This window comes from Haloplanus sp. CK5-1 (assembly GCF_037201915.1).
Classification (GTDB): domain Archaea; phylum Halobacteriota; class Halobacteria; order Halobacteriales; family Haloferacaceae; genus Haloplanus; species Haloplanus salilacus.
The window spans coordinates 2,292,254-2,317,371 of sequence record NZ_CP147505.1; the positions used below are offsets into that span (position 1 = coordinate 2,292,254).

25 protein-coding genes and 1 pseudogene are annotated in these 25,118 nt (G+C 63.8%); 15 read left to right on the top strand and 11 right to left on the bottom strand.

Annotated elements, in window-relative coordinates:
* Positions 1-63: 63 nt before the first annotated feature.
* A pseudogene (locus NBT81_RS12160) lies at positions 64-273 on the bottom strand (MarR family transcriptional regulator); the annotation flags it as partial.
* Between the two features lie 230 nt (positions 274-503).
* Here NBT81_RS12160 and gcvT point away from each other — a divergent pair.
* A complete protein-coding gene (gene gcvT / locus NBT81_RS12165) occupies positions 504-1,592 on the top strand; it encodes a glycine cleavage system aminomethyltransferase GcvT (RefSeq protein ID WP_338738889.1) in 1,089 nt (362 codons plus the stop codon).
* The gene (gcvH, locus tag NBT81_RS12170; protein WP_338738891.1) at positions 1,589-1,972 is read left to right on the top strand and encodes a glycine cleavage system protein GcvH; all 384 of its coding nucleotides are present in this window, start codon (positions 1,589-1,591) and stop codon (positions 1,970-1,972) included. Before gcvT ends, gcvH begins: the two co-directional genes overlap by 4 nt.
* Here the strand turns inward: gcvH and NBT81_RS12175 are convergent, their stop codons facing one another.
* Together NBT81_RS12175 and glyA are read right to left on the bottom strand one after the other, a co-directional pair.
* Positions 1,973-2,146, bottom strand: coding sequence for a hypothetical protein (locus NBT81_RS12175; RefSeq protein ID WP_338738893.1), 174 nt, complete (start codon positions 2,144-2,146; stop codon positions 1,973-1,975). It lies immediately after the preceding gene.
* A 195-nt stretch (positions 2,147-2,341) separates the two neighbouring features.
* Positions 2,342-3,589, bottom strand: a complete 1,248-nt coding sequence (glyA, locus tag NBT81_RS12180) for a serine hydroxymethyltransferase (RefSeq protein WP_338738895.1) — start codon at positions 3,587-3,589, stop codon at positions 2,342-2,344.
* Between the two features lie 152 nt (positions 3,590-3,741).
* Here glyA and tbsP point away from each other — a divergent pair, with 152 nt between their 5' ends.
* Positions 3,742-4,560 carry a transcriptional regulator TbsP gene (gene tbsP / locus NBT81_RS12185; RefSeq protein WP_338738897.1) on the top strand — a complete coding sequence of 273 codons (819 nt, stop codon included), beginning with the start codon at positions 3,742-3,744 and terminating at the stop codon, positions 4,558-4,560.
* Positions 4,561-4,600: 40 nt separating this feature from the next.
* Positions 4,601-6,295: a YcaO-like family protein gene (locus tag NBT81_RS12190; RefSeq protein ID WP_338738899.1), complete on the top strand. Its 1,695-nt coding sequence runs from the start codon at positions 4,601-4,603 to the stop codon at positions 6,293-6,295.
* Here NBT81_RS12190 and NBT81_RS12195 read toward each other — a convergent pair.
* The 3 genes from NBT81_RS12195 to NBT81_RS12205 form a co-directional block, all read right to left on the bottom strand.
* Positions 6,292-7,428 (bottom strand): DUF63 family protein, encoded by a 1,137-nt coding sequence (locus NBT81_RS12195; RefSeq protein WP_338738901.1) that lies wholly within the window; start codon positions 7,426-7,428, stop codon positions 6,292-6,294. The genes NBT81_RS12190 and NBT81_RS12195 overlap by 4 nt on opposite strands.
* Before the next feature lie 54 nt (positions 7,429-7,482).
* Positions 7,483-8,220, bottom strand: coding sequence for a DUF4013 domain-containing protein (locus tag NBT81_RS12200; protein ID WP_338738903.1), 738 nt, complete (start codon positions 8,218-8,220; stop codon positions 7,483-7,485).
* Between the two features lie 75 nt (positions 8,221-8,295).
* Positions 8,296-8,703 carry a CBS domain-containing protein gene (locus NBT81_RS12205; protein WP_338738904.1) on the bottom strand — a complete coding sequence of 136 codons (408 nt, stop codon included), beginning with the start codon at positions 8,701-8,703 and terminating at the stop codon, positions 8,296-8,298.
* 101 nt (positions 8,704-8,804) lie between these two features.
* Here NBT81_RS12205 and NBT81_RS12210 point away from each other — a divergent pair, with 101 nt between their 5' ends.
* Together NBT81_RS12210 and NBT81_RS12215 are read left to right on the top strand one after the other, a co-directional pair.
* Positions 8,805-10,052: a PQQ-binding-like beta-propeller repeat protein gene (locus NBT81_RS12210; protein ID WP_338738906.1), complete on the top strand. Its 1,248-nt coding sequence runs from the start codon at positions 8,805-8,807 to the stop codon at positions 10,050-10,052.
* 2 nt (positions 10,053-10,054) lie between these two features.
* Complete coding sequence (locus tag NBT81_RS12215; RefSeq protein ID WP_338738908.1) at positions 10,055-10,684, top strand: hypothetical protein; 630 nt, start codon at positions 10,055-10,057, stop codon at positions 10,682-10,684.
* Positions 10,685-10,692: 8 nt separating this feature from the next.
* Here the strand turns inward: NBT81_RS12215 and NBT81_RS12220 are convergent, their stop codons facing one another.
* Positions 10,693-11,022 carry a hypothetical protein gene (locus NBT81_RS12220; RefSeq protein ID WP_338738910.1) on the bottom strand — a complete coding sequence of 110 codons (330 nt, stop codon included), beginning with the start codon at positions 11,020-11,022 and terminating at the stop codon, positions 10,693-10,695.
* 13 nt (positions 11,023-11,035) lie between these two features.
* Here NBT81_RS12220 and NBT81_RS12225 point away from each other — a divergent pair, with 13 nt between their 5' ends.
* From NBT81_RS12225 to NBT81_RS12240, 4 genes are all read left to right on the top strand, one after another.
* Positions 11,036-11,470, top strand: a complete 435-nt coding sequence (locus tag NBT81_RS12225) for a CBS domain-containing protein (protein ID WP_338738912.1) — start codon at positions 11,036-11,038, stop codon at positions 11,468-11,470.
* Positions 11,471-11,585: 115 nt separating this feature from the next.
* Positions 11,586-11,990 carry a pentapeptide repeat-containing protein gene (locus NBT81_RS12230; RefSeq protein WP_338738914.1) on the top strand — a complete coding sequence of 135 codons (405 nt, stop codon included), beginning with the start codon at positions 11,586-11,588 and terminating at the stop codon, positions 11,988-11,990.
* 292 nt (positions 11,991-12,282) lie between these two features.
* A complete protein-coding gene (locus NBT81_RS12235; protein ID WP_338738916.1) occupies positions 12,283-12,918 on the top strand; it encodes a hypothetical protein in 636 nt (211 codons plus the stop codon).
* A 136-nt stretch (positions 12,919-13,054) separates the two neighbouring features.
* Positions 13,055-14,164, top strand: coding sequence for an SPFH domain-containing protein (locus NBT81_RS12240; RefSeq protein WP_338738918.1), 1,110 nt, complete (start codon positions 13,055-13,057; stop codon positions 14,162-14,164).
* 17 nt (positions 14,165-14,181) lie between these two features.
* Here NBT81_RS12240 and NBT81_RS12245 read toward each other — a convergent pair whose 3' ends face one another.
* Both NBT81_RS12245 and NBT81_RS12250 read right to left on the bottom strand, forming a co-directional pair.
* Positions 14,182-14,469, bottom strand: coding sequence for a hypothetical protein (locus NBT81_RS12245; protein ID WP_338738920.1), 288 nt, complete (start codon positions 14,467-14,469; stop codon positions 14,182-14,184).
* A gap of 6 nt (positions 14,470-14,475) precedes the next feature.
* Positions 14,476-15,009 (bottom strand): DoxX family protein, encoded by a 534-nt coding sequence (locus NBT81_RS12250; RefSeq protein ID WP_338738922.1) that lies wholly within the window; start codon positions 15,007-15,009, stop codon positions 14,476-14,478.
* Positions 15,010-15,389: 380 nt separating this feature from the next.
* Here NBT81_RS12250 and NBT81_RS12255 point away from each other — a divergent pair, with 380 nt between their 5' ends.
* The 5 genes from NBT81_RS12255 to NBT81_RS12275 all read left to right on the top strand — a co-directional run bounded on the left by NBT81_RS12255 (position 15,390) and on the right by NBT81_RS12275 (position 23,282).
* Positions 15,390-16,343 (top strand): site-specific integrase, encoded by a 954-nt coding sequence (locus NBT81_RS12255; protein ID WP_338738924.1) that lies wholly within the window; start codon positions 15,390-15,392, stop codon positions 16,341-16,343.
* Positions 16,344-16,488: 145 nt separating this feature from the next.
* On the top strand, positions 16,489-16,707 hold the full coding sequence (locus tag NBT81_RS12260; protein WP_338738926.1) for a hypothetical protein: 219 nt from the start codon (positions 16,489-16,491) through the stop codon (positions 16,705-16,707).
* 788 nt (positions 16,708-17,495) lie between these two features.
* Complete coding sequence (locus tag NBT81_RS12265) at positions 17,496-20,357, top strand: PAS domain S-box protein (RefSeq protein ID WP_338738929.1); 2,862 nt, start codon at positions 17,496-17,498, stop codon at positions 20,355-20,357.
* 106 nt (positions 20,358-20,463) lie between these two features.
* On the top strand, positions 20,464-22,689 hold the full coding sequence (locus NBT81_RS12270; RefSeq protein ID WP_338738931.1) for a HAMP domain-containing methyl-accepting chemotaxis protein: 2,226 nt from the start codon (positions 20,464-20,466) through the stop codon (positions 22,687-22,689).
* Positions 22,690-22,928: 239 nt separating this feature from the next.
* Positions 22,929-23,282 (top strand): 4a-hydroxytetrahydrobiopterin dehydratase, encoded by a 354-nt coding sequence (locus NBT81_RS12275; protein ID WP_338742557.1) that lies wholly within the window; start codon positions 22,929-22,931, stop codon positions 23,280-23,282.
* 131 nt (positions 23,283-23,413) lie between these two features.
* On the opposite strand, the gene NBT81_RS12280 is transcribed toward NBT81_RS12275, so the two are convergent.
* Both NBT81_RS12280 and NBT81_RS12285 read right to left on the bottom strand, forming a co-directional pair.
* Entirely contained in the window at positions 23,414-23,803 is a 390-nt protein-coding gene (locus tag NBT81_RS12280; protein ID WP_338738933.1) for a DUF2237 domain-containing protein, read from the bottom strand.
* A gap of 207 nt (positions 23,804-24,010) precedes the next feature.
* Positions 24,011-25,003 carry a transcription initiation factor IIB gene (locus tag NBT81_RS12285; RefSeq protein ID WP_338738935.1) on the bottom strand — a complete coding sequence of 331 codons (993 nt, stop codon included), beginning with the start codon at positions 25,001-25,003 and terminating at the stop codon, positions 24,011-24,013.
* Between the last annotated feature and the right edge of the window lie 115 nt (positions 25,004-25,118).

The window sequence follows — 25,118 nt, forward strand, 5'->3', positions numbered from 1 at the left end:
AACCGGGTAGTTGCAACGATATCCAATCAACAGACGGCGGTTGGATTCTTCGCTAAACTAGAACGCATGGTGTTCGACCATACCGCGGTCTTTCAATCGTGAGAGTGCAGTGCTCACCGCTCCCTCGTCAACGCCGATCTGGGAGGCGATCTCGCGAGCCTTGAACGCCCGATCCTCGTTGGCGGCGAGAAACCCGAGGACTTGGTCAGGAACCGAAAGATCCGCGAGCTCATCCTCGCTGGTGTTCTCGAAGGTATCTCGGTCGATTGACATCGTTGAAAAGAGTACGTCATCCGCTGTGAAGGGTGTTAGGTATGAAAGCTACGAGATCACTGAACGTGAGTCACTATCCATCGCGAAGGAGTTCGAGAACCGTATGCGTTGAGACGATCAGTCTCATCTTCTAACGGAGGAGATTCGGTATCGCGACATGAGATTTATCGGCGGGTCGGCGAGCGGTCGATGGACCCAAACATTAGGTCGGGCGGCGTCGTGTGTCCGGTATGGGCCTACGGAAGCCACCGCTGCATGCGGTTCACGACGGTCGTGCCTCGTTCACCGAGTTCGGCGGGTGGGAGATGCCGGTCGAGTTCGACTCCATCCGGACCGAACACGCGGCCGTCCGCGAGGCCGCCGGCATCTTCGACGTCTCCCACATGGGCGAGATCGAGGTGTCGGGGCCCGACGCGACGACGCTGATGGGTCGGTTGACGACCAACGACGTGACCGAACTCGACCCGGGGGACACCCAGTACGCGTGCATCACCGACGAGGATGGTATCATCCTCGACGACACGATGGTGTTCCGACTCCCCGACGACAGTGGGGCCCAGTACCTGTTCGTGCCGAACGCCGGCCACGACGCCCAGATGTACGACCGGTGGGTCGACTACCGGGACGAGTGGGGCCTCGACGCGACGGTCGAAAACACCACCGAGGAGTGGGCGATGCTGGCGGTCCAGGGACCGGACGCTCCGGCTCTCGCCGCCGACGCCAGCGACGGGGCGACCCGCGACGTGGACCGCTTCGGGGCGGCGTACCTCGAGGTGGCCGGCGTCCGCTCGTTCGTCAGTCGAACGGGGTACACCGGCGAGGACGGCTTCGAGTTCCTCTGCCCGTGGGACGACGCGGAGGCGGTGTGGTCGGCGTTCGACTGCCAGCCCTGCGGACTCGGGGCGCGGGACACCCTACGCCTGGAGATGGGCTTTCTGCTCTCGGGCCAGGACTTCGACCCCGACGACGAGCCCCGAACGCCGTACGAAGCGGGGGTCGGCTGGACGGTCGACCTCGACCGGGAGTTCGTGGGCCGGGACGCCCTCGAGGGCGTCGATTCGGAGGGCGTCGACGAACGGTTCCGCGGGATCCAGTTGCTCGAACGCGGGATTCCACGCGCCGGCTACGAGGTCGTCGACGCCGACGGCGAACACCTGGGCCATCTCACCAGCGGGACGATGAGTCCCACGCTCGGTGAACCCATCGGCCTGGGCTATCTCGCGAACGAAGCAGCACCCCCGGGGACCCGCGTTCGGGTCGTCGTCCGGGGCGAACCGAAGCAGGCAAACGTAGTCACACCACCATTCATCGACACATGAGTTTCGACGTACCCACCGATCGACGGTATCTGGAATCGCACGAGTGGACGACGACCGACGGCGACCGCGTCCGGGTCGGCATCACCGACTTCGCCCAAGACGAACTGGGGGACGTGGTGTTCGTCGAACTTCCCGAGGTGGGCGAGGACGTGACCAAGGGTGCCGAGTTCGGCGTCGTCGAGAGCATCAAGGCCGTCTCGGACCTCGTCTCGCCGCTCTCGGGGACCGTCGTCGACGTCAACGAGGACCTGATCGACGCGCCGGAACTGGTCAACGAGGACCCGTACGGCGAGGGGTGGATGTTCGAAGTCGAACCGAGTTCGGAGAGCGAGTTCGACGCGCTCCTGTCGGCCGACGAGTATCGCGAACGGATCGAGTAACTAGGACGCGCCGTCGTGTTCCGAACTGTCGATGCCGTTGATTTGGATTAGCCCGTAGTCGCAGTCGGTACACACCCACTTCGTCTTCTCGCCAAGGTGGAGCGTCGTGCTCGCAATCCGCCAGAATGTGTCGTTCGAACACTCCGGACAGTCGTGGTCCATCTCCAGGCTCATGCCTCCGTCTCGGCGGCCGGTCCAGTTGAAGATACTGGTTCCCAGCACGGCAATAAACCGAATATCGCGATATCAATTCGGGTGGGCGACGGCAGGCACGTCTCGAACCACTGCAGAGGGGCGTCCGCGGGGAGCGTCGCTTCGATGTCGGGACGGCGGGACCGCTCGGACGCCGGCGGCCGGTGACGCGATCCGCTACTCGTACAGCGGGTGGGCGGCACACAACTCGTCGACGGCCTCGCTCACCTCGTCGCGGACGGCCGCGTCCTCGGGCGCGTCGAGGACGCGCGCGATCAGGTCGCCGACAGTCTCCATATCGTTCGCGTCGAAGCCTCGCGTGGTGAGCGCGGCCGTTCCGGCCCGTATCCCGCTGGGGTCGAACGGGGAGCGTGTCTCGCCGGGGACCGTGTTGCCGTTGAGGACGATGCCCGTCCGCTCCAGTGCCGCCTCCGCGTCGCCGCCCGAGAGGTCGGGGTGGGAGTCCCGCAGGTCGACCAGGACGATGTGGGTGTCGGTGCCACCCGAGACGACCGAGAGGCCGTGGTCGGCGAGCGTCTCGGCCAGCGTGCGGGCGTTCTCGACGACCCCCTCGGCGTACTCGGTGAACGAGGGATCGAGCGCCTCGCGGAAGCCGACGGCCTTGCCCGCGACGTTGTGCATCAGCGGGCCGCCTTGAACACCGGGGAACACCGCGTTATCGACGGCGTCGGCGTGCTCCTCGCCGCACATGACGATCCCGCCGCGACCGGCGCGGATGGTCTTGTGCGTCGATCCGGTGACGAAGTCGGCGACGCCGACGGGCGAGGGGTGGACACCTGCGGCCACGAGGCCGGTGATGTGAGCGATGTCGGCGACGTGGTAGGCGTCGACGGCGTCGGCGACGGCGTCGATGCGCTCCCAGTCGACCCGTCGCGGGTAGGCCGAAAAGCCGGAGACGATGGCGTCGGGGTCGAACTCGTCGGCGGTGGCGGCCAGTCCCTCGTAGTCGAGGTAGCCTGTCTCGGGGTCGACGCGGTAGTGTTCCACGTCGAAGAGTTGGCCGGCGAAGTTCGCCGGGTGGCCGTGGCTGAGGTGCCCGCCGTGTTCGAGTTCGAGCGAGAGGATGCGGTCGCCCGGATCGAGGACGGCGAAGTAGACGGCCATGTTCGCCTGCGACCCGCTGTGTGGCTGGACGTTGACGTGTTCGGCCCCCCACAGGTCCCGGGCGCGTTCGACGGCGAGGTCCTCGACGACGTCGGCGAACTCACACCCCGCGTAGTAACGCTCGCCGGGGTAGCCCTCGGCGTACTTGTTGGTCAGGACGCTCCCCTGTGCCTCGACCACGGCTTTACTGGCGTGGTTCTCCGAGGCGATCATCGAAAGGGTCTCCCGTTGGCGGTCCGTCTCGTCGGCGATGGCGTCGGCCACCGCCGGATCGGTGGCCCGAACGTGGCTGTAGTCCATACACGTCCGCGGCGCAAGCGAGGCATAAACCTGTCTCTCCACGCCACGCTCCCCGCCCGGAACGAATAATTCGAGACGAAATACGAAAAACAAACTCTGTTACGAACCGTCGATGGCGTTAAAATTAAATACGAATAGTCGGATTCTCGACCATGGTTGCCGGGTCGAATCTGCACGGGGGAACCTTCGAGGTGGTGCTGGAGGCGGTGTTCGGGTCGGCGGACGACCTGTTGCTCGTCGATCCGACCGCGGAGGCCGTCGAAGCACTCACCGTCGTCGCGGCGACGGCCGAGACGCCCCCGACGGTTCGCGTGTTGGCCGGCGAAGCGCCGTTGAAGAAGGTGATGGACGACTTCGTCGTGGCGAGCAACGCGGCCGACCTGATCGAATCGGGCGTCCTCTCGGTGCGGACGGGGACGGCGGGCGACGGCGGGAGCCTCCTCGTCACCGACGGCGCCGTGTGGTCGCTGGTGTCGGTCGGCGACCGCGTCGCCGCCCTCGGCGACGACGACGAGACGTTCGTCTCGGCGGTCGCCGAGACGTACGACAGCAAGTGGGAGGTGGCGTCGTCGTTCGACCTCCGGACGCCACCCCTGTCGCGGGTCCGGGAGACGCTCGGTGCCGAGATCGGCCGGAAGACCCGCGCCGACTTCGACGATGCCCTCGACGCCGTCGAGTCGGCCCGCGAGGCCAACGGCGAGTTCGACGAGGTGACGCTCACGCTCCTCGTCGCAGCACACAACGACGTGTTGCTGTACGACATCAGCAAGTGGGGAGAGGACGTGGGCATCGCGAGCAAGGCGACCTTCTCGCGGACCAAGACCGCCCTCGAAGAGGAGGGCCTCATCACGACCGAGAAGGTACCCATCGACGTGGGACGCCCGCGACTCCGTCTGAAACTCGACGACGACCGGTTCGACGAGGCGTCTGCGGCCGAACTCGCCGCGGTGACGCTCAACCACTCGGCCTGACGACCGACGGTTTTTGATCGCGGAGCGTCTCGACCGTCGCATGGATATCGGTATCGCGGGGAGCGGGCCGGCCGCCGAGTCGGTCCGCGCCGCTTTCGAGGACACGGACGCCACGACGACAGCCACGACGCCGGCCGACCTCGGCTCGCATCCGCTCGGAGTCGTGATCGCGCCGGCCGGCGCGCAGGCGTTCGCGGTGGCGGACGACGCGGCGACACGGTGGCTGGCCGTCGAGATCGGCGGCCTCGGCGGGCACGTCCGATCGGATCTCGACGCCGCCGTCACCGTCTTTTCCGACGGCGTGGAGTACCGTGACCTGCGGGACCGCGTCGACTCCGCCGTCGAGGGCGTGGGCACCGACGGTGACGGCGACGACGGTGAGTCCCCGACGGGGCGTCGTAGCGCCGTCCGCCTCGCCGGTGCGGTGGCCGGCCACCGCGCCGTCTCACTGCTCTCCGGGGCGGATCTGGCCGGGACGGTCGTCGAGGTGCCCGGCGAGGAGCGGCGACTCCTCGCGGTCCCCCGGCCCGCCGACCGCGACCGCGACCTCCGGCGGACACATCGAGCGCCGAGCCTCGACGACGCCCTCGACCGCGCGGAGCGTGCCGTCGACGACCGCCTGGGCCTCCTCACCGGGGTCGGCGAGCGGGAGTCCTTCCCCGCGCCGTACTACATGGCGGTGACCGCCGACACGACCGTCTACAGCGACGCGCGGGCCGGATCCTTCGCCGCAGGCGTCGACGCCGACTGGGACCGCGCGTTCGTGAAGGCGCTGGGCGAGGGGCTCGAACGCTACTGTGCGGGCGTCTACCGCGCGACCGAGTTCGACGCCGAGGCGGGCGAACGCGCCGTCCCCCACGAGGCGTTCGTCCGCCCCGACGACCGGTCGCCCGAGGGGGTGACCGCGTGGGTGCCCGGCGAGGACCTCGCGACCGGCGACGACGTCTCCCTGCCCGCCGAACTCGTCCACTATCCGCCGCCCGAGGCGCGCTACCGGCCGCCGATCACCACCGGCCTCGGCCTCGGCAACGGCGGCGTCGAGGCGTTGCTCTCGGGACTCTACGAGGTGGTCGAGCGCGACGCCGCGATGCTCTCGTGGTACTCGACGTACGAACCCCTCGGCCTGACCGTCGACGACGAGGGGTTCGAAGCGCTCGTCGCCCGCGCTCGCGCCGAGAGTCTGTCGGTCTCGCCCGTCCTCGTCACTGTCGACGTGGACGTTCCCGTCGTCGCCGTCGCCGTCCACCGCGACGGCGCGTGGCCCCGCTTCGCCGTCGGATCGGGGGCCGACCTCGACGCGACGGCGGCGGCCCGGTCCGCGCTCGCGGAGGCACTCCAGAACTGGATGGAGCTCCGGGCGATGGGGCCCGAAGACGCGGCCGACGAGGAGGGTGCGATCGCCCGCTACGCCGACTTCCCGCCGGAAGCGCGGGACCTGACGGCGCCCGACGACGGCGTCCCGGTCGCGAGCGTCGGCCCCGAGACGGCCCCGACGGGCGAGGCGGAACTCGACGCCGTCGTCTCGCGGGTCGTGGACGCGGGGCTGTCGGCCTACGCCGCACGGGTCACGACGACCGACGTCGCCGACCTCGGCTTCGAGACCGTCCGCGTTCTCTCGCCGGCCGCACAGCCGCTGTTCGTCGGGGAGTCGTACTTCGGCGCCCGGGCGGAGACGGTGCCGCGGGAGCTCGGGTACGAGCCCCGTCTCGACCGCCCCTTCCACCCCTACCCTTAGACGCCAAAGGTCGCGCGGAGCATGTCCCGCGTGCCGGGACCCAGTCCAACCGCGAGGATGGCGACGAGGAGCAACACCGTGTACTGGGGGCTCTCCTCGAAGATCCGGTCGTCGAACAGCCAGACGACGCCCGTCGCGGCGACGAGTTTCACGAGCAGGAACGGCCACGTATCGCCGACGACCGCTAGCGCGGAGGCGGGGAGTGAAGCGGCGGTTATCTCGACGATGGCGCGGTTGACCGGGTGTTTGGGGACGAGGTTCGGCCCCGCGCCCAGCGCGACCATCCAGTCCAGGCCGACGACGTTGGCGACGCCGTCGATGGAGTGACCCCAGATGACGACGGCGCCGAGCGTGCCGGTCCCCGCGTTGACTTCGGGGGCGAACCGCTCGATCAGCCACCACGTGACCGCCGTCGACGCCGTCGCACCCACGAGGATCACGGCCAACACCTGCGGGTGGAAGGTGCCCGGCCGCTCCGGGGCGAGCGCCGTCCAGACGAGGACGGCGAGGGTCGCGGCGAGCACCGCGATACCGCTCCCGACGAGGGGACGCGTGTACCGGTCGACGACGCCCTGACGGTCGAGTGCCACGCTCGCGAGCAGCGCCACGAGCGTCACCGCGAAGACGGTGAAGTAGATGACGGGGCTGATGATGAGCGTGTTCAGCGGGTAGGTGAGCAGCGCGTCGGCCCCGCCCGTGTCGGTCGCGTCCTCGACGACGCGGAGCGCGCCGCCGAAGAAGACGAACGGAATCAGGGCGTAGAACAGACCGGGATCGGTGCCGACGTCCAGTCGCTTGAGCAGGAAGACGAGGCCGACGAGCGCGATCAGTAGGACGACGACGTAGCCAACCTCGGAGACGAGCGTGTAGCCGGGGTAGGCGACGGGTTCGGCCGCCGCGGAACACGCCGCGGTGTCGAAGAGGTAGCGGGTCGTCCCACCCTCGCGGACGGCACAGACGGCGGCGTTGGCGTCGGCCTGCACCGGCCCCCAGAAGTAGTGCCAGACGAAGCCGTCGTAGACGGTTCGTGGGAATGCGAGCGACCCGCCGATCAGGGCGGCGAGGAGTCCGAAGACCGTCCCGACCCAGAGCCGTTCCGGATCGGTGCCGAGGCGGTCGGCGACCGTGGACATACTCGCATGCGGTCGGGACCGCGCTTCAGCGTTGTGGTTGGTGGTCGCTCGCGGTCAGTCCCACGACGACTCGTCGGCGGCGAGGCCGAGGTCGGTCCCCGCGTCGGGGCCGTCCGCCCCGCCACCGATCCCCGTCGCGTCCCCGAACCCCTTCCCCCAGAGCCAGGCGGCGACGACCTGCCCGTAGAAGGTGACGAACACGCCGGCGATGGCCCCCAGGACGGGGACGAGTCCCAGGATCCCCGAAACGACCGTCGCGCCGATCAGGACGCCCATCCCGTAGAGCCACGGGACCGCGTAGGCCTCGTCGAGCGCGACCGATCGGAGTACGTCGAGGTCGAACGCGGCACCGAACCCACCGACGTGGGCGTAGTTCGCGAGTGCGATCAGCGTCAGATAGCCGAACGCGAGCGCGAACAGCGCCCAGAGCGCCAGTCCCCCGAGCAGTCCGACGACCCCGACGCCCGCGCCGACTTCCGATCCCGTCCCGATGGCGGCGACCGATCCCCCGATGGTCACGAACGCGACGACGAACGGGATCAACTGGTAGACGAGCAGAATGACGAACGCTGCGATGCCCTCGACGAAGAGGTTCCCCCAGTCGTCGAAGGCGGGTGGCTCCTCGGCCTCGTCCATCCCCGCCCGCAGGACGCGAACGAGGTAGCCGTACAGGGGGAAGATGGGGATGACGAGGACCGAAAGCAGCGTCAGTGCGCCGCCGATGAGGAGGGTCTTGATCCAGTCGTCCGAGGCGGTCGGGTACGCCAGGGTGCGTTCGATATCTATCGCCATACCGGAGTCTCAGCACACTGACGGGTAAGCGTTGTCCCGTCCGGCGCGGCGGTCACGCCCGATCGGGGCCCGACGTCACCCGGACTGGATGGGGGTGTCCGTCGCCGAGAGCGCCTCGGCCAGGTCCGTCGTCGTCAGGATGCCGACGCCGTCGCCGTCCGCGTCGGTCACGGGGAGGTGGCTGATGTCGCTCTCGACCATCCGCCGAGCGACGACAGGGAGCGGTTCGTCCGGTGTCACCGTCTCCACGTCGGTCGTCATGTACTCCCCGACGGTGGCGTCGGCCGGTGCGTGGCCGTCGGCAGCGACTCGGAGAGCGTCCGTCGAGGTGAAGATACCCTCCGGACGACAGGCCTCTCCGACGACGACGACCGACTTGATGCCGGCCTCCGCCATCCCCCGTGCGGCCTCGTCGACCGTCGTCTCCGCGTCCAGCGTGAGCATCGGCGTGGTCATGACGTCGCTGACCAGCGTGTCTGTCATACTCTCGCGTAGCACGCGTGGACGTATAACCGTTTGCGGCCGTCGCGACCCACGACGCAGAAACGGGAAAGTTTTCGTGTCAGTGTCACAATCTCCGTCCGATGTCAATGCCCTCCATCGATCGCAGAACGTTCCTCGGTACGCTGTCGACCGGGGTTGCCCTCGGGCTGGCCGGCTGTTCGTCGTCGTGTCCGGACTCCGACTCGCCGCAGCCGGACACCGTGGTCGACACCGGCGACGTCGGCTCCGGGTTCGACCGCCTTCCCGGTGGGTCGTGGCCGACGCCCCGATTCGACGCCGGCAACACCGGCCACGCGCGACCCCACCGGACGCCGACCGACTCGCCGTCGCTCCGCTGGCGGACGAGACTCCCGACGCCGGATATCGAGGGGCTCGACGCCGGGACGAGTCCCCCCACCGTCGCCGACGGTCGGGTGTATCTCACGACGGGAACGGGAGTCGTCGCCCTCTCCCTGCGCGACGGATCGACCCGCTGGCGGAACACGGACGTTGGCCGCCCGATCGGTGAGGGCCGCGAACTCGCGGCTCCAGTCGTCGGCGACGCCGCCGTCTTCGCGGCGACGACGGACGGGCTCCTCGCTCTCGCGCCCGACGACGGCGCGGTCGACTGGCGGTACGCGGTGTCGGCAACGGGCCCGCCGGCGCTCGTGGACGCCGGACCGGTCCTCCCCACCGGCGACGGCGTCGTCGCCCTGACTCCCGAGGGGAGCGAGCGCTGGTCGGCCGCTACCGGCGAGGTGAGCGAACCGCCACTTGCGGCCGCCGAGGGCACCGTCGTCGCCGCCGGCGACGGGGTGACCGCCGTCGACGCGGCGACCGGCGACCGTCTGTGGGACTCGCCGGTCCAGTCCCAGTCACACCCCGTCGTCGCCGACGGCGTCGTCTACCTCGGCACGTACGAGGGCCTCGTCGCCCTCGACCTCGCCGACGGGACGGAGCGCTGGACCGCCGACCGCGGGTCCGGACGCGCCTTCACCGCGCCGGTCGTCACCGACGAGACGGTGTACGCCGTCGAACGGCCCGCCGAGGCCGGCGACGCCACCTTCGCCTTCGACCGCACCGACGACGGCCCGCCCGAGCCGCGGTGGTGTTCGTACGTCGGCGAGGGGGCCGTCGCCGCCGCCGCCGACGGGCACGCCCTCGCGCTTCAGTCCGGCGGCGGCCTCGAGGGCGGCCCACCCGCCCGCCTCGTCGCGTTCACGCGGCGGTTCGGCGAGGCAATGTGGGGGTTCGCGAACTCGGAGCGGGCGCTCCCGCCGGCGGTCTTGGACGGGGCCGTCGTGGTCGCGGACCGCCTCGGAACCGTCGCGGCGTTCGGGGGTGGGTGACCGTGTGGACGCCCGGCCGTCGGTTCGTCGGGGGGGCGACCGTCCTCGGCGGCCTCTGTGTCGTCGTCGCGTCGATCCCCACACGTTGGTTCGGGACGGTTCCCACCGACTCCTACGTCTTCGACCCGCCCACCTACAGTCCCTTGTGGATCGAGCGGACGATCGTTCCCGCCGTGTCTATCGCCGCGGCGCTCCTGACGCTCGCGGGACTGGTCGCGCTCTTCCACCGCGACCGGGAGTGGATGGAGCGCTGGCAGCGCTGGTTCGCTGTCGTGGCGGTGGTCGGCGCGGCGGTCGGTACGTTCGCGACGGTGCTACTCGCCTCGAACGGAGACGGGGCCGGTGGCGACCCAACCGCCACGCTGAACGTCCTGTTCGCCGTCCTGCTCGGACTCGTCGGGGTCGTACTCGCCGGTCCCGGCCTCCTCGCGTGGGGGATCGGCTACCTCCGTGCGGGCCGCCGCCGACTCGGGACCGCGCTCGCCGGTGGGGTGACCGTCCCCGTCCTTCTCGTGGCCGTGACCATCGCACTCGACGTCGACCCCGGGCCGGCCGGTGGCGTTCTCATGTCGCTCCCGGCCGCGTTGCTGGCGGTCGGCGTCGGCTACGACTTGTGGACGCGGGCGGCCTGAACGTCCCGCTACCGACGGTACCGCTCGGGCGCGCGGGCCTCGACCCGGTCGGGCATCCTCCCGACGACCTCCGGCGCGAAGGTGGCCAACCGTCGACGGAGGAGTCCGTACACACAGCCCACCGTGAGCGTGACGGCGACGATCCACCGGACCGGTCGGGAGAGCACCACGAGTAGCGCCACGCCGACGATGACGACGACCGCGACGTCCCCGGGGGCGCCGTCGTACCTGATCCACCGCTTCGGGGCGCGCCACCGCCCCTTGACGTGGTCGTACACCGCCCGCTCGGAGATGCTCTCCCACGGACGGAGTTCGAGGCCGGCGCCGTACCGGTCCATCCGACAGTGGAGCGTGGCCCCGACAAGCGTCGACGCGACCGCGACCGACGGCGGTGTTCGAAGGGCGACGGCGACGAGCACCGCCGACGCGACACTCGACGAGTTCGGCGACCGGATGCTCCGGGACCGGAACACCGTCCACTTCGTCACGGGCGACGGGGGCGATGTCGTCGGCGTCGTCACGCTGGACGATCTGAAGACGGCGCGGGGTGGGGATCACGGGACGACCCGCGTCTCGTCGGTCATGCGGGAGGTTCCCCGAGTCGACTCGACGGCCGACGCCTTCGACACCCTGTCGCTGTTGAACGGGGCGGGGACGGTGACCGCGCTGGTCGAAGAGAACGGATCGGTCGTCGGCGTCCTCTCGGAGTCGGACTACGCCCACGCGATGACGGTCGGGGGTTCCAGAGCGGCGTGGGCGGGTAGTCGACTCTCGTCCTCGTGGTAGTGTGAGAGCCGACGGTTCACTCACCACGGAGTGTCCGGACCTCGGACAAAGCGACAGGCCAGGACGAAACGAGACGACGGTAGAAATATATCTCGCCCAACACTCACGCTTCCGTATGAGTGATTCCGACTTCGATATCCCAAACGATGACGATGTCTCACCTGCCGACATCCGTCCGGACGCGGATCTCGCCGGGGCCGATCTCTCCAGAGCGCTCCTCGCCGGGGCCGACCTCGCCGGTGCAGACCTCTCGGAGGCGATTCTCACCCGTGCCAGCCTCCGTGAGGCCAACCTGGTCGGGGCAGACCTCTCGGACGCCGATCTCAACTGTGCCGTCCTCCGCGAGGCCGACCTCACCGAGGTCGATCTCTCAAACGCGAGTCTCACGAAGGCGAAACTGGTCGGTGCGGACCTGTCCGATGCCGACCTCACGAACGCCCGCTGCCCCGCGGCCGATGTCTCTAACGCCGACCTCACCGGCGCCAACGTCTCCGACGCCTCCCTACTGCACACGAAGTGAGACGGTGGAGTAGCACCCGGCTGAGGTCGGTCGTCGATCCCACGGGGTCTCGGGGTTTCGCGACTTGAAGCGGCCGGTAGTAGGGACAACACTGGCGGTCGGCGTCCCAACGGCCACGTTCTTCACCGCAAGTCGCCGTGCCGACTATTCCGGTCCACTCAGTCGGTTCCCCCCCGAAAACGACTGTCCCGTGCCTAGGTCTACCACACTTCCGAACACGACTCACGACCCGCACGTTCCAGTCCACGACGCTCGGCGGGACGTTTATGCCCACCTTCCTCCCCTCTCGATCATGGATTCAGGCTATCCGACGCGCCGTCCGACCGCGGCGATTAGGGACGAGGCGGGCGGCATCTCGCGCGCCTTCCCACCGGGGGCGACGGACATCCCGTGGATCGACATCCACCAGCACACCGGCACGCGGGGGTGGGAGCAACACGAGAAGATGGACGTAAGCGGCGCCCACGCCGTCGTCATGACCGCGGCGTCGTACTTCCAGGCACCGTACCGACCGATCGAAGCCGACGACTGGCGGTTCCTCCGGGACCGGTCGATCCAGCGCACGGCCGAGGTTTCGCGCAACCACTTCTTCGACGTCACCCTCGCCGTCGGCCTCCACTTCGGCGCGCGCACCGAGGGCGCCGACGAACTCCTCGAGGAGACGGGCTGTTACCTGAGTTTCTCGCTGGTCCGACACGGCGAGTCGAACACGCCCGAGGACATCGCGGGCGTGATCGACGACCACGGATCGGATCGTGATCGACTCCGACCTCCTCGCGGGACTGTACGCCGACGACGCGGCGCTGACGATGCGCCGGATGACGTTCAACCTCCTTCGCCTCGGCGTCGACCCCGAGGACGTCCGGAACGTCGTCTACTGGACCCCGAAACGGGTACTCGGACTCGATCGAGGGGTCGGCGCGGGTGACACGACCGCCGTGATCCGATCGACACCAGTCGCCGTCGACCCGCGATCCGTCTCCCGTGTCTCCCGGATAACCACAACTGCGGTGGGCGGTGAAAACACGCCCACTTGATGGACCCCCGCCCCGTACTCGCGGTACATGCCTCACTGGCTCGCGCTACAGTTCTCCGTGCCCTTCCTTGGGATCGTCGGCCTGCTGGTACTCGTGCTCGCGGTCGTAACGGTCTCGCAGATGGTGCGGTTCGTCGACGCGTACGACAAGGAGGCGCTGACGGTGTTCGGCGAGTACCGCGGCCTGCTCGAACCGGGGATCAACTTCGTCCCGCCGTTCGTCTCGCGGACGTTCCGGTTCGACATGCGGACCCAGACGATGGACGTTCCCCGACAGGAGGCGATCACGCGGGACAACTCGCCCGTGACCGCCGACGCCGTCGTCTATCTCCGCGTGATGGACGCGAAGAAGGCGTTCCTCGAGGTCGACGACTACAAGACGGCCGTGTCGAACCTCGCCCAGACCACCCTCCGGGCGGTGATCGGCGACCTAGAACTCGACGACACGCTGAACAAACGCCAAGAGATCAACGCGCGCATCCGCAAGGAACTCGACGAACCGACCGACGACTGGGGGATCCGCGTGGAGTCGGTCGAGGTCCGCGAGGTCAATCCCAGTGAGGAGGTCCAGCGCGCCATGGAACAGCAGACGGGTGCGGAGCGTCGCCGCCGGGCGACGATCCTCGAAGCGCAGGGCGAACGCCGGAGCGCCGTCGAGAGCGCACAGGGCGAGAAGCAGTCGAACGTCATCAGGGCCCAAGGGGAGAAGCAGAGCCAGATCCTCGAGGCACAGGGCGACGCCATCTCGACGGTGTTGCGAGCGAAATCCGCCGAGTCGATGGGCGAACGCGCAGTCATCGACAAGGGGATGGAGACGCTCGAACGCATCGGGCAGGGCGAGTCGACGACGTTCGTCCTCCCGCAGGAACTCACGTCGCTCGTCGGTCGCTACGGCAAGCAACTCACGGGCAGCGACGTGCAGGATTCCGCGGCCCTCGATTCGCTGGAGTTCGACGACGAAACCCGCGAACTCATCGGCCTCGACGACATCGAGGAGATCCTCGGCCAGATCGACGAGGCCGCCGAGATGGACGTCGAGGAACTCGAACAGCAGGCCAGGGCGGTCAAGGACGGACACGTGGCCACGGAGGACGTCGACGAGGGGAACGAGAATCGCGAAGCGGAGTCGGAGGCGTAACTGACCGAGATGTCGGGCTAGTCGTCCATGCCGGACGCCGCTCGACCCGCAGTCGCTCCGGACGGCGCCGACCCTGTGGCGAACTTGTAAACGGCGACGAGTCCCCAGACCACCAGGCCGAGCAGGATAATGCCCGCCCTGATGTCGATGGGAACCACTGCAGCGTGTTCGATTGCCCCCTCGCTATCGACCGGGTGCCCGGCTCCCAGCAGCATGTCGAGCAGGCCGATCACGACGACGCCCAGGACGACCAGTCCGCCGCCGACGTACATGGCGATTTCGTCTGCCGTCGTTAGGTCACTCATTGCTAGTCACCCGAGGAGTTTCCGTAAGCGCGTGTTTTCGAACGGTCCCATCTCTCGCAGCCGGTTGTCGACTGCCAGGATACCGCCAGCTCCAAGAGCCACGATGGTCCCGAAGACCATGATCCCGAGTAGTTCGCCCGTGACCATGCCGTGAGCCCAGCCGCCGCCGTAGCCGTTGATGAAGTAGAAAAACAGCATCAGGAACGCACCGAAGAAGGCGGCGGTCCTCGTGAGGACACCGAGTATTATCCCGAGACCGATGGCGGTCTGTCCGAGTGGGACCGCCACGTTGACGAACGACAACAGGATGCCGTCGCTGAACGGCGTGACGAAGGGTGCGAGGATGGTGCCCTGGGCGGCCCCTCCGACGAACCAGCTGGCGTCGAAGGGCCACGCCCAGATCTTGTCCAGACCGGCGTGGAGCATCCACCACCCGGCGGTCAGCCGGAGCAGCAGGATCCAATACGACAACCACGCTCCCGAGACCGAGAACGACGTCTCGGTTCCGAGAAACTTCGTACGTATGGATTGTGTTGACATGACACGTCTCACCACACGACCCGATTCGATAGAAGTATTAAAAATATTAGTGGTAGTTTCTACCGTCCGAGAGTCGGGCTCACCGGCGGGAACGCCGTCCTGCTCCATTCCTTCACTATCGGCAGGGAAGCGAATGGGTTGGGGCGGATTTGAACCTACATTAGAGTTGACATGTCTCGCTGACGCTCGACAGTCAACTCTAATGAGGCTCGCCGTTCGCTCCTCGCTGCGCTCGTCGCTCCACGGCTCACCGCCGACTTGCTCGGTACCTGCCTGCTCGCTTCGCTGCGCGGGCGGGCTTCCGAGTCTGGTGAAGGCGACTGCGAATCGCGTTGAGATCACCATCTGCGCTTGCGCTCCCGGGCACGGAGACCGCAAGCATGACTCACATCACAATCGGAGAAGCGATAGACGCATACCTCGAAGAACGCCGAAGCGAACTCTCAGCCAGTTCGATACAGAATCACCGCTACCAACTGAAACAGTTTCGACTGTGGGCTCGGGGTGCCGACGGTGTTGACAATCTTGATGACATCGACCCGATCGACCTATCCAAGTTCCGCCGGTATCGTTCGGAGTCGATTAACTCGAATACGATGTACAACCAACTCGGTGTTCTCAGGTTGTTCCTCCGGTTCTGTCACCGAATGCAGTGGATCGCCGAATCCGTCCCTGAATCGATAGTGCTCCCAACTCGCTCCGGCCAGGCGCGTGACTCAACAATCGACCCGGACCGACTCGCATCCATCCTTGATGAGCTGGAGCGGTATGCATACGCTTCAGTCGACCACGTCATCCTATCGCTACTCTGGACGTGCTCATTCAGGATCGGCGGTCTCCGCGCACTCGACGTGGGTGACGTGCACGTACAGGGCCAGTGGGTGGACGTCGTTCACCGTCCTGAAGAGGGGACCCCGCTCAAGAACCAGGTCGGGTCGGAAAGAGAGGTGAATTTGCACGGGTGGGTGTGTGACGTCATCCAGGCGTGGATTGATGATCGTCGCCCGGGCTCAACCGATGATGGCCGTGAACCTCTGGTGTCGACAAAGCATGGACGCATCGCACGATCTTCTATCAGGGAGAGAGTGTACTCGCTGACTGATTGTGGGGGCATCGATTGGGGTTGCGAGTGCTCGGGGTCGGGGAAGTGCGACATGTCCGTGTCACCTCACGACGTGCGCCGGTCGTCAATCACCGCGTGGCTCGACGACAAGACAGACCCGGCTTTGCTGAGTTCAAGGGTGGATACCTCTCAGAAAACCATGGAACGACACTACGACGTTCGATCAAAGTCCGATCGCCGAAAATTGCGGCGCGACGCATTCGACATGTGATAGGATAACCTCTCCCCCCGGGTTTCCTAAGTTCTCGACTTTGACCGAGGGGTGTGGTCTCGATGGTTCGACACACTCCTCGTTCGGAGTTAAATCTCGGTTCGTCACCCCGGGTTTCCTAAATTCTCCCTGTTATAATCGATTCATGACCAACGAGGACGACGAAATCATCGATCCGGAGGAACTTGACTCGCACACCCTGCGAGCAGTCCAACGACTCATCAACGACTATCCCGTCCTACAGACAGGTGAGCCGCATCATTCACGCAATGACTACCGCCAAGGGCGGAAAGATGCGTTCACCGCGGTGTCTGCGGTGCTATCAGAATGGCTCGATGACTTGGAGGACACCGAGGAGGAGTGACGTGACGAGTCGGTCCACACCGAGATTCGCGTCTGTGGTGGCTTGATGATGAGGTATAGAGATTTGTTAACTGTGATCACAGAAGCACGTAGGCTGTAACGGTCACACGAACCCCGAAGATACCGCTCGACACACAGGGATGATACTGTGTTATGACATCCTGATCGAAAACATACTGTGACTGAACAGTCTGTTCACGCGTCACTCGATTTCAATATCCGTGAGTTCGAATCGCGCGCCACCATCTGAACCCTCGGTCACGGTGATGTCCCATCCGTGGGCTATGGCCAGGTGGCAAACGCTCGCTAGCCCGAATCCATCCCCTTCGGCTTTCTTCGAGCAGTCCGCCTCAAATACGCGGCCACGCTCGTCTACAGGGAGCCCGGCCCGTCGTCCTCGACGTAGAACCCGTCTGCGAGCGACCCGACTCGTCTCTTGACGCCGCCGTGCCTATCAGGCGAGACGTGACTTCGGTGACATCAGTAGCACTAAGAGGAGTTCCAGTTGAGGCTTACAAAATTAGGTTGGCGTTCCAAAAATTGGCTAACTGCTCAGTTGTAATGAGTGGCATTCCAAGTCAGGCTTTATCCAACGATGGATTCGCCGGGAATTCGGCACGCTGTCTCAAAGAATCCGTTTAATCCCCGTGCAATTTGACGGTCTGTGTGACAGATGGTTACTGCGATACGACGAATATCACTGGCACGAGCACGCACAGCATCGCGCGGTGATTCAAATCTTGAGACCGTTACACAACCGTTTTGACGGTCGTCACGAGAAGATACGTAATGTCTGTCACAGCTCACCAACAGATTCGAATTCTCCACGTCGATGATGAACCCGATTTCGCGGATCTGACCGGGACGGTTCTCGAACGCGAGGACGACCGGTTCATCGTCGAGACAGCGACCAGTGCCGACGAGGGGCTGGAAAGGATCAACGATCGCCCGCCTGATTGCGTCGTCTCGGATTACAACATGCCCGGCATGGATGGCATCGAATTCTTGCAGGCTGTCCGTGAGGAGTATCCCGACCTTCCCTTTATTCTGTTTACTGGCAAGGGCAGCGAGGAAGTCGCCAGTGATGCCCTTAGGACAGGTGCGACCGATTACATTCAAAAACGGTCCGGGTCAAAGCAGTACGAGTTTCTTGCTAACCGCGCTAAAAACGCCGTCACGCAGTACTGGTCAGAAAAAAGACTCCGCGAAACGCGGAAAGAGTACACCGCCATCTTCGAGAACGCACAGAACGCCCTCCTTCTCGTGCAGGTCGAAGACGACGGGTTCCGCTACCAGCAGTGTAACCCGCAGGCAATCGAACTCATCGGTCGAGACAAGGCCGAAATTGTCGGCAACACCCCACACCAGGCGCTTGGGTCGGAGAACGGAACGAAGGTGGTTAGTGCATACCGCACATGCATCAAGCGACGGGAACCCGTCGCGTACACGGTCACGCTTGACCTTCCGATGAGAGAAGTGATCCGGGAATGCGAGGTCGCCCCCATTTCATCGGACGACGAAATCCAGCAACTGGTCGTCGAATTCCGGGAAATCACCGAACAGCGCCAACGCCAGCAGGAACTCGAAGAATATGGGACAATCATCGATGTGCTCACCGACGCGGTGTACGTGCTCGACGAAGATGGGCGGTTCACCTACGTCAACGACGAGTTCGTGGAGTTGGTCGGCTACGGCCGGGAAACGATTCTCGGGAGCCTGCCCTCGCTCATCAAAGACCAGGAGGCCGTCGAACGGGCAGAACAACAGTTGGGACGGTTGCTATCGAGTGACGGCCCGGACACTGTCACGTTCGAAGTGACGATCAACCCCCGCGACGGCGACCCGATTGTCTGCGAGGATCATATGGGCGTTCTCCCCTACGAAGGCGACAAGTTCAACGGGTCGGTCGGCACACTCCGCGATATTACTGACCGCAAAGAGCGCGAGCGGGAACTGGCACGGACCCACGACCTCATGGCGAACATGGAGGAGTTGGCCGACGCCGGCGCGTGGGAGTACGATTCGGAGACTGACACACTCACGATAACGGACGGAACACGCGGGCTCTACGGACTCGATCCGGACGAGGGCCTCACACTCGAAGCGGCGCTCGACCCTGTCCATCCTGAGGACCGAGACCTGCTTGCCGACCGTTTGGACACGTGTCTCGAAGCGGGCGAACCGTACGAGATTGACGTGCGTTTCACCACACCCGATGGCCGGCAGCGCTGGCTCACTGCCAACGGTGAACGCGTCTCCGAGAGTGATGCCGGTAGCGTGGTCCGTGGCTATATCCGGGACAGCACCGAACAGCAGGCCTACGAACGTGACCTGAAGCGGTACTGGACCGTCTTCGACGAACTCCCGGACTCCGTCGATCGAACTGATATGGGCACAGATCTCGAACCGGATTACACGCTGCAACCCCAAGAAACGACTCAAAAGCGCCTTGAATGGCTCTTCGACACGTATCAGCCGATCATCGAAGTTCTCAACCGCGCCTCGACGCGGAAAGAAGCTGAAAAGACGGTCTGTGACTTTCTAACTGCCACCCGAGCATACGACGTCGCATGGAGCGCCAAATACACTACTGATACTTCGGTACTCGATCCACACATCCGAAGCGATCCGGAAGAGAACATTGACGAGTGGGAGTTTCCGCCGATGGAACCTGCGGGGGAACAGAGCCTCCCACGAGTGGCCGCTGAGACCGGAGCGGTACAGTTCGTTACCAATAGTGACCCCGATTCGGAATGCGAAATGTGGCGAGAAGACACTCTTGGGCACGGATTTTCAGGGTGTGCTATTGTCCCGTTGGCTTACAAAGACCAGACGTACGGGCTAATGGGGGTATACACGACTCGCACACCCCCGTTCGGCAACCGCGAGCAGACACTATTGCAGACAGTCGGAGACCGATTGGGTCGGTTGATTCACGACTTTTTCGTCGAGAAGCAACTCTACACCGACACTATTTCCGAACTCACCTTTCGGAGCGAAGATTCACAGTCGTCCTTCATTCGTGCATCGGAGAGTCTCGGGTGTACCATCGAGATTACCGAATCGATTCCGACATCTGAAGAGACATTCACACACTACGTGTCTATCCGCGATGCTCCGCTGGATGAGTTCATCGAATTCGTCAAGGACAGGGACGTCGCCAGAGAGGTGCGACCGATCCGACGCAGAGAGGACCCACCTGGCGGGGAGGTCGAACTGAAACTATCCAGCCAGTCGCTGATGTCCACGCTTGTTACCTTGGGGGCGGTAGTCACGAAGGACACGGTCACTGACGGTCGGGCCGAGGTCGTTTGTGAGATACCGGTTGGCAAAGATATCGACTCACTGGTTGGCCGAATCACGGACTCGTTTCCGGAGACCGCCTTAGCGTCAAAAACTGAACGTGAACGGTCGGCGGACTCGGTCCGACAGACAACGGACCATATATTGGCAGACATCTTTCGGGAGGAACTCACGGACCGACAGCGACAAACCCTCCGGGCCTGCTTGCATGGCGGCTACTTCGAGTCCCCTCGCAAAAGTACGGCGACAGAAGTTGCGGACGCTCTCTCGCTGACCCAAACAACAGTCTCACAGCACCTCCGGAACGCTCAACGGAAACTCTTCGAAGGCATGCTCGAACAACTGTAAGATCGGCCGGATATAGTCGGGGATATTGTCCAGCAATTCTCACTGCTGATACTCATCCAGATATCCAGCGTGGACAATTATGCAGATACCTCGTGAGTCAAATATCATGCTGGATCGGATAAAACTCGACCGGTTCGACCTGCGCCCGAAACTAATCATCGCGTTCGTGATCATTGCCGCGCTGGTCGCCGTGACCGGTGCGATCGGATACACCTCGGTTGCCACCGTTGACGAAGAGGCACACATCATTGCAGAAGATGGGCTGAAGATGGACGCGTCCGCAGAGATGATCGTTGCCATCGAACAGCAACAGGGTGCGATACAGGCTGCCCAACTCGGTGAGGAAAACGCACAGCAACAATTCGAGGAGTCCACTCAACTATTCAACGAAGAGGCACAGCACCTCGAAGAGGCGGAGTTGAGCCCACAGCAAGAAGAGCAGTTCTCGACCCTCCAATCCCAACACGAGGAGTACAACACGCTCGGAACTGAATTTTTCGACGCGAGAGCCGCGGGTGAGACTGAACTCGCTGCACAGAAAGCCGACGAAATGGACTCTCTCCGTACCCAAATGGAAGAGGACGCACACGCCATCGAGCAATCGGCACAAGCAGACCTGGAATCCCAAGTCGAGATCGCCGATAGCACGACACAGACCGCACAACTGGAGATACTCGGGCTTACCATCGGTGCCTTTATTTTGGCCATCGTCATCGGCTTGTTCGTCGCCAGCCGCATTACCGCCCCTATCAAACAACTCTCCGCGGCCTCACAGGCCATGAGTGAGGGCGACCTTACCGCCGAAGTCGAAGACCACCTCGAAGACGACGAACTCGGCCGCATGAGCGATGCCTTCCAGGAAATGCAGGCCAATCTCCGAAATGTGTTCGATGAAATCGACACCTTCAGCACCAACCTCTCCACCGGTGACGACGCCCTCCAGACCCGCGACCGCCAGACCGACTTCCCCGGCACCTACGGTGAGATCATGACCAACCTCGATAACGGTGCCACCGAGATGGTCGGCGGCTTCGAGGAGATCCGTACCGCCAGCCAGAACCTCAAAAACGGGTCCCTCGATCAGGACATCGATATCAACCGCGCCGGTAACTATGGCGAGATTCTCACCGCCTTCGACGACGGCATGGGGGCGCTCTCGGGCAGCTTCGACGAAATCGCCACCGCGAGCGAGGACCTAAAAGAAGGACGCCTCGACCAGGCTCTCGACACCGACTATCCGGGCACGTACGGGTCTGTTCTGGCCGATATGGACGAGGGGATCGACCAGTTGAGCGCAAGCGTCGCGTCAGTACAGCAGATCGCAGACGACGTTGCAGAGTCGAGCGAGCAAACCACCGCCAGTGTCGAAGAGACCGAAACCGCAAGCGACGAGATTGCGACCTCTGTCGAGGAGATTTCGGCCGGCGCGGAGGACCAGAGTGAGAGTCTCCAGGAAGTTGCTGGAGAAATGAACGATATGTCTGCCACGGTCGAAGAGATCGCCTCCTCAGCCGAAGAAGTCGCCGCGACCGCTTCGACAGCCGTCGAGCGCGGCGAAGCGGGCCGCGAGTCAGCAGCTGAGGCGTCTGAGGAACTTGCCTCGATCAAAGCGCAGGCTGGCGGGGCCGCCGAGCAGGTTCAAGAACTCGATGCGAAGATGAACGAAATCGGCGAGGTGGTGGAGCTGATCACCGAGATTGCCGAGCAGACGAATATGCTCGCGCTGAACGCGTCGATCGAGGCAGCACGAGCCGGCGAAGCCGGCGAAGGGTTCGGTGTGGTCGCCAACGAGATCAAAGGACTTGCTGAGGAAGCCGCAGACGCGACGACGACCATCGAGGAGCGAATCGAAGATGTCCAGGAAACGACTGACTCGACGGTCGATGAAATAGACGACATGCGAGCGACTGTGGAATCCGGGGCCGAGACGATCGAAGAGTCGGTCGAGATGTTCGACGATATTGCGAACGCAGTCCAGGAGGCCGAAGGCGGTATCCGGGAGATCAGTGACGCGACTGACGACCAGGCGGCTTCCTCGGAGGAAGTCGTCTCGATGGTGGATGAAGTTTCCAGCGTGAGTCAACAGACTGCCGCCGAAGCGAGTAACGTGTCTGCGGCGACTGAAGAGCAGGCTGCCTCACTGTCAGAGGCAGCGGACGCACTTCAGGAGATGGCAAGCCTCGCAGAGGAACTGAACAGTCAGACAGAAGCATTCGACGTCGGAACGACGAGCAGCCACGCACAGGCACCCACCACTACCAGTCAGTCACCAGCGGTGAGCGACGGGGGCAACGTCAGTGAGACCGACCGAACGGGTGAGCAGTCCCAATGAGTGAAATCCAACAGCCGGACACCGACACACAGGTGCTCGAATTCATCCTCGGTGAGGAAAGCACATTGTTGATTCAGAGAGTGGCTTCGACAGCGTGTTCGAGTGTTTTTCATCCGGACTCCGGTAAGAGTTCTCAGCAGGGTTGGAACGCTCTGAGATATCCGGTGAGATCGCTCTTCTGTAGCGTATTGGGACCGGAGAACGAACACACAAGTACCGGGCCCGTCGAACATATGGGCATGGTATCATCACTTGCCGACGAAGCATGTGAGGCCTGTACATCAGAGGACGAACCGCTCACAGAGGCAGAGTACGCCGAGTACCTAACTGAAATCGACGATGATGTCTGGGAAGTCGTTAATGACCATCATCTTGAGGCGGAGTATCCGTTCGAAGATTTCCGCGATGCACTTGAGTTCACCTACGAGATCGGGGAACTTGCTGAACAAGAGTGGCATCACCCGGATATCTCGCTTCAATGGGGCGAGGTGCGAGTCGAAATGTGGACGCACAAAATCGACGGACTGCACAAGACCGACTTCGTAATGGCGGCGCGCATGGATCGGATTCACGAAGAATACGCTCCAGAGTAGCCTGCACCAATTACAAATACTCACGAGGCATGGTGGCGTAGAACGGTCATCACACCAGTGAGGAGGAACTCCGAAGCGGGAGCAGCCGAAGTTACCGTGTATAATCGCACGATCTCATGTCCGTTGGACGCTCACGCGTCGTAGGAGTGGCTTTCGAGCGTCTCCAGATCCACGGACTCCAACACTGCCTCATTGGTTGCTTTGAGAACTACGGGTGGGACGGTCGTCTCCGGGAGACGTTTGGCTTGCGTGGCTTCAAGCGCCTCGATCCACCGTCCGAGACAGAGACACCAGCGATCACCCGGGTCGAGCCCGGGAAACTCCAACTCCGGACGCGGCGTCACAAGGTCGTTGCCCTGTTCTTTACTGAACGACAGAAATTCGTCGGTCATGACCGCACAAAGCTCGTGTCTGCCTCGATCGTTGGGATGAGTTCCACAGCAGCCACCGCGGGTGAAACCAGTCCTTGGATCAGTGCTACAGGTGGCAAGTTCCTCGCCAAGGACATTTCGTTCGGGCATACCGATAGAGCGTAATCCATCGTGAAAAGCCTCCCCGTCTATGATTGTTTCTATGATCCATCTAGCTAGAGGCGGATAGTCGAAATCCACAGTTTGGGCATTCGATCCGGTACTGGACACTATCAGAAGGAACGTTCCAATCGCCTTCGATAGGGATTTCGTGCCCACATGACGAACAGAAGAGGACTGCTTTCCGGTTAGGTCTGGTCACCCGTTCGATACCTCGTCTGCCGCTTCGAGAATTTCTGTGTACCGATTCCGAATCGTGACCTTGCTGACGTTCGCGATTTCGGCCAGATCGTCCTGAATAACGTCCTGATGGGTGAGTTTGGCAGCCGCATACAGCGCTGCTGAGGCAATCCCGACAGGGTTTCGCCCACTGTGAACACCCGCTTCGACTGCGGCTTGAATCAGTTCCCGACTTCGACGTTCCGTTTCATCCGGACACCCCAGCTCGGAAGCGAACCGAGCAATGTATGCTTCAGGATCCGTCGGAGCCATTTCTAGCTTCAACTCATCTGCCAGATAGCGATAGGCACGCTCGATCTCGAGTTTATCGACACGACTCACAGCAGCAACTTCGTCGAGTGTCCGGGGTGCATTCTCCAGACGCGACCCGGCGTAGAGGGATGCTGTCGCCATTCCCTCGATCGACCGACCCCGGAGTATGTCCTTTTCCAGTGCCTGCCGATACAACACACTCGTCGTTTCCCTGATCGGATCGGGACATCCAAGCGCGGAGGCCATCCGGTTGATCTCCCCCAGCGCCTGCTTTAGATTCCGTTCCCGATTGTTTTTCGTCCGAAACCGCTCGTCCCATTTCCGGAGACGTCGCATTTTCTTTCGCTGACGAGACGAAAGCGACCGTCCATACGCGTCTTCGTCTCGCCAGTCGATAACCGTCGACAGGCCGCCATCGTGTAATTGCTGGGTTTGGGGGGCTCCGACCCGCGACTTGTCATTCTTTTCGCGCGAATCGAACGCACGCCATTCAGGTCCGCGGTCAATCTGATCTGATTCGATTACGCGACCACAGTCTTGACAGTGGGTTTCGGCTTGTGCCTCGTCGTGGACGATGCGTCCACTGCACTCCGGACACGTTTTGGCCGACAGGTCATTCTGCTCTTCTTCGGCCGTCTCACCGTGTTCCTCGGGAGAGCCTTCTTCACGAACCCTTGGCGTAGTAAATGACTCAGTCACGTTCAGCTCCCCCCGTTAACAGAGCGGGAGCGTCGCTGCCGGCGGGGCAAGCGGATATCCCAACCCCGGTAACTCCGAAAAGTATCAGACGAACTGGGTATACCGACTCTGAGCG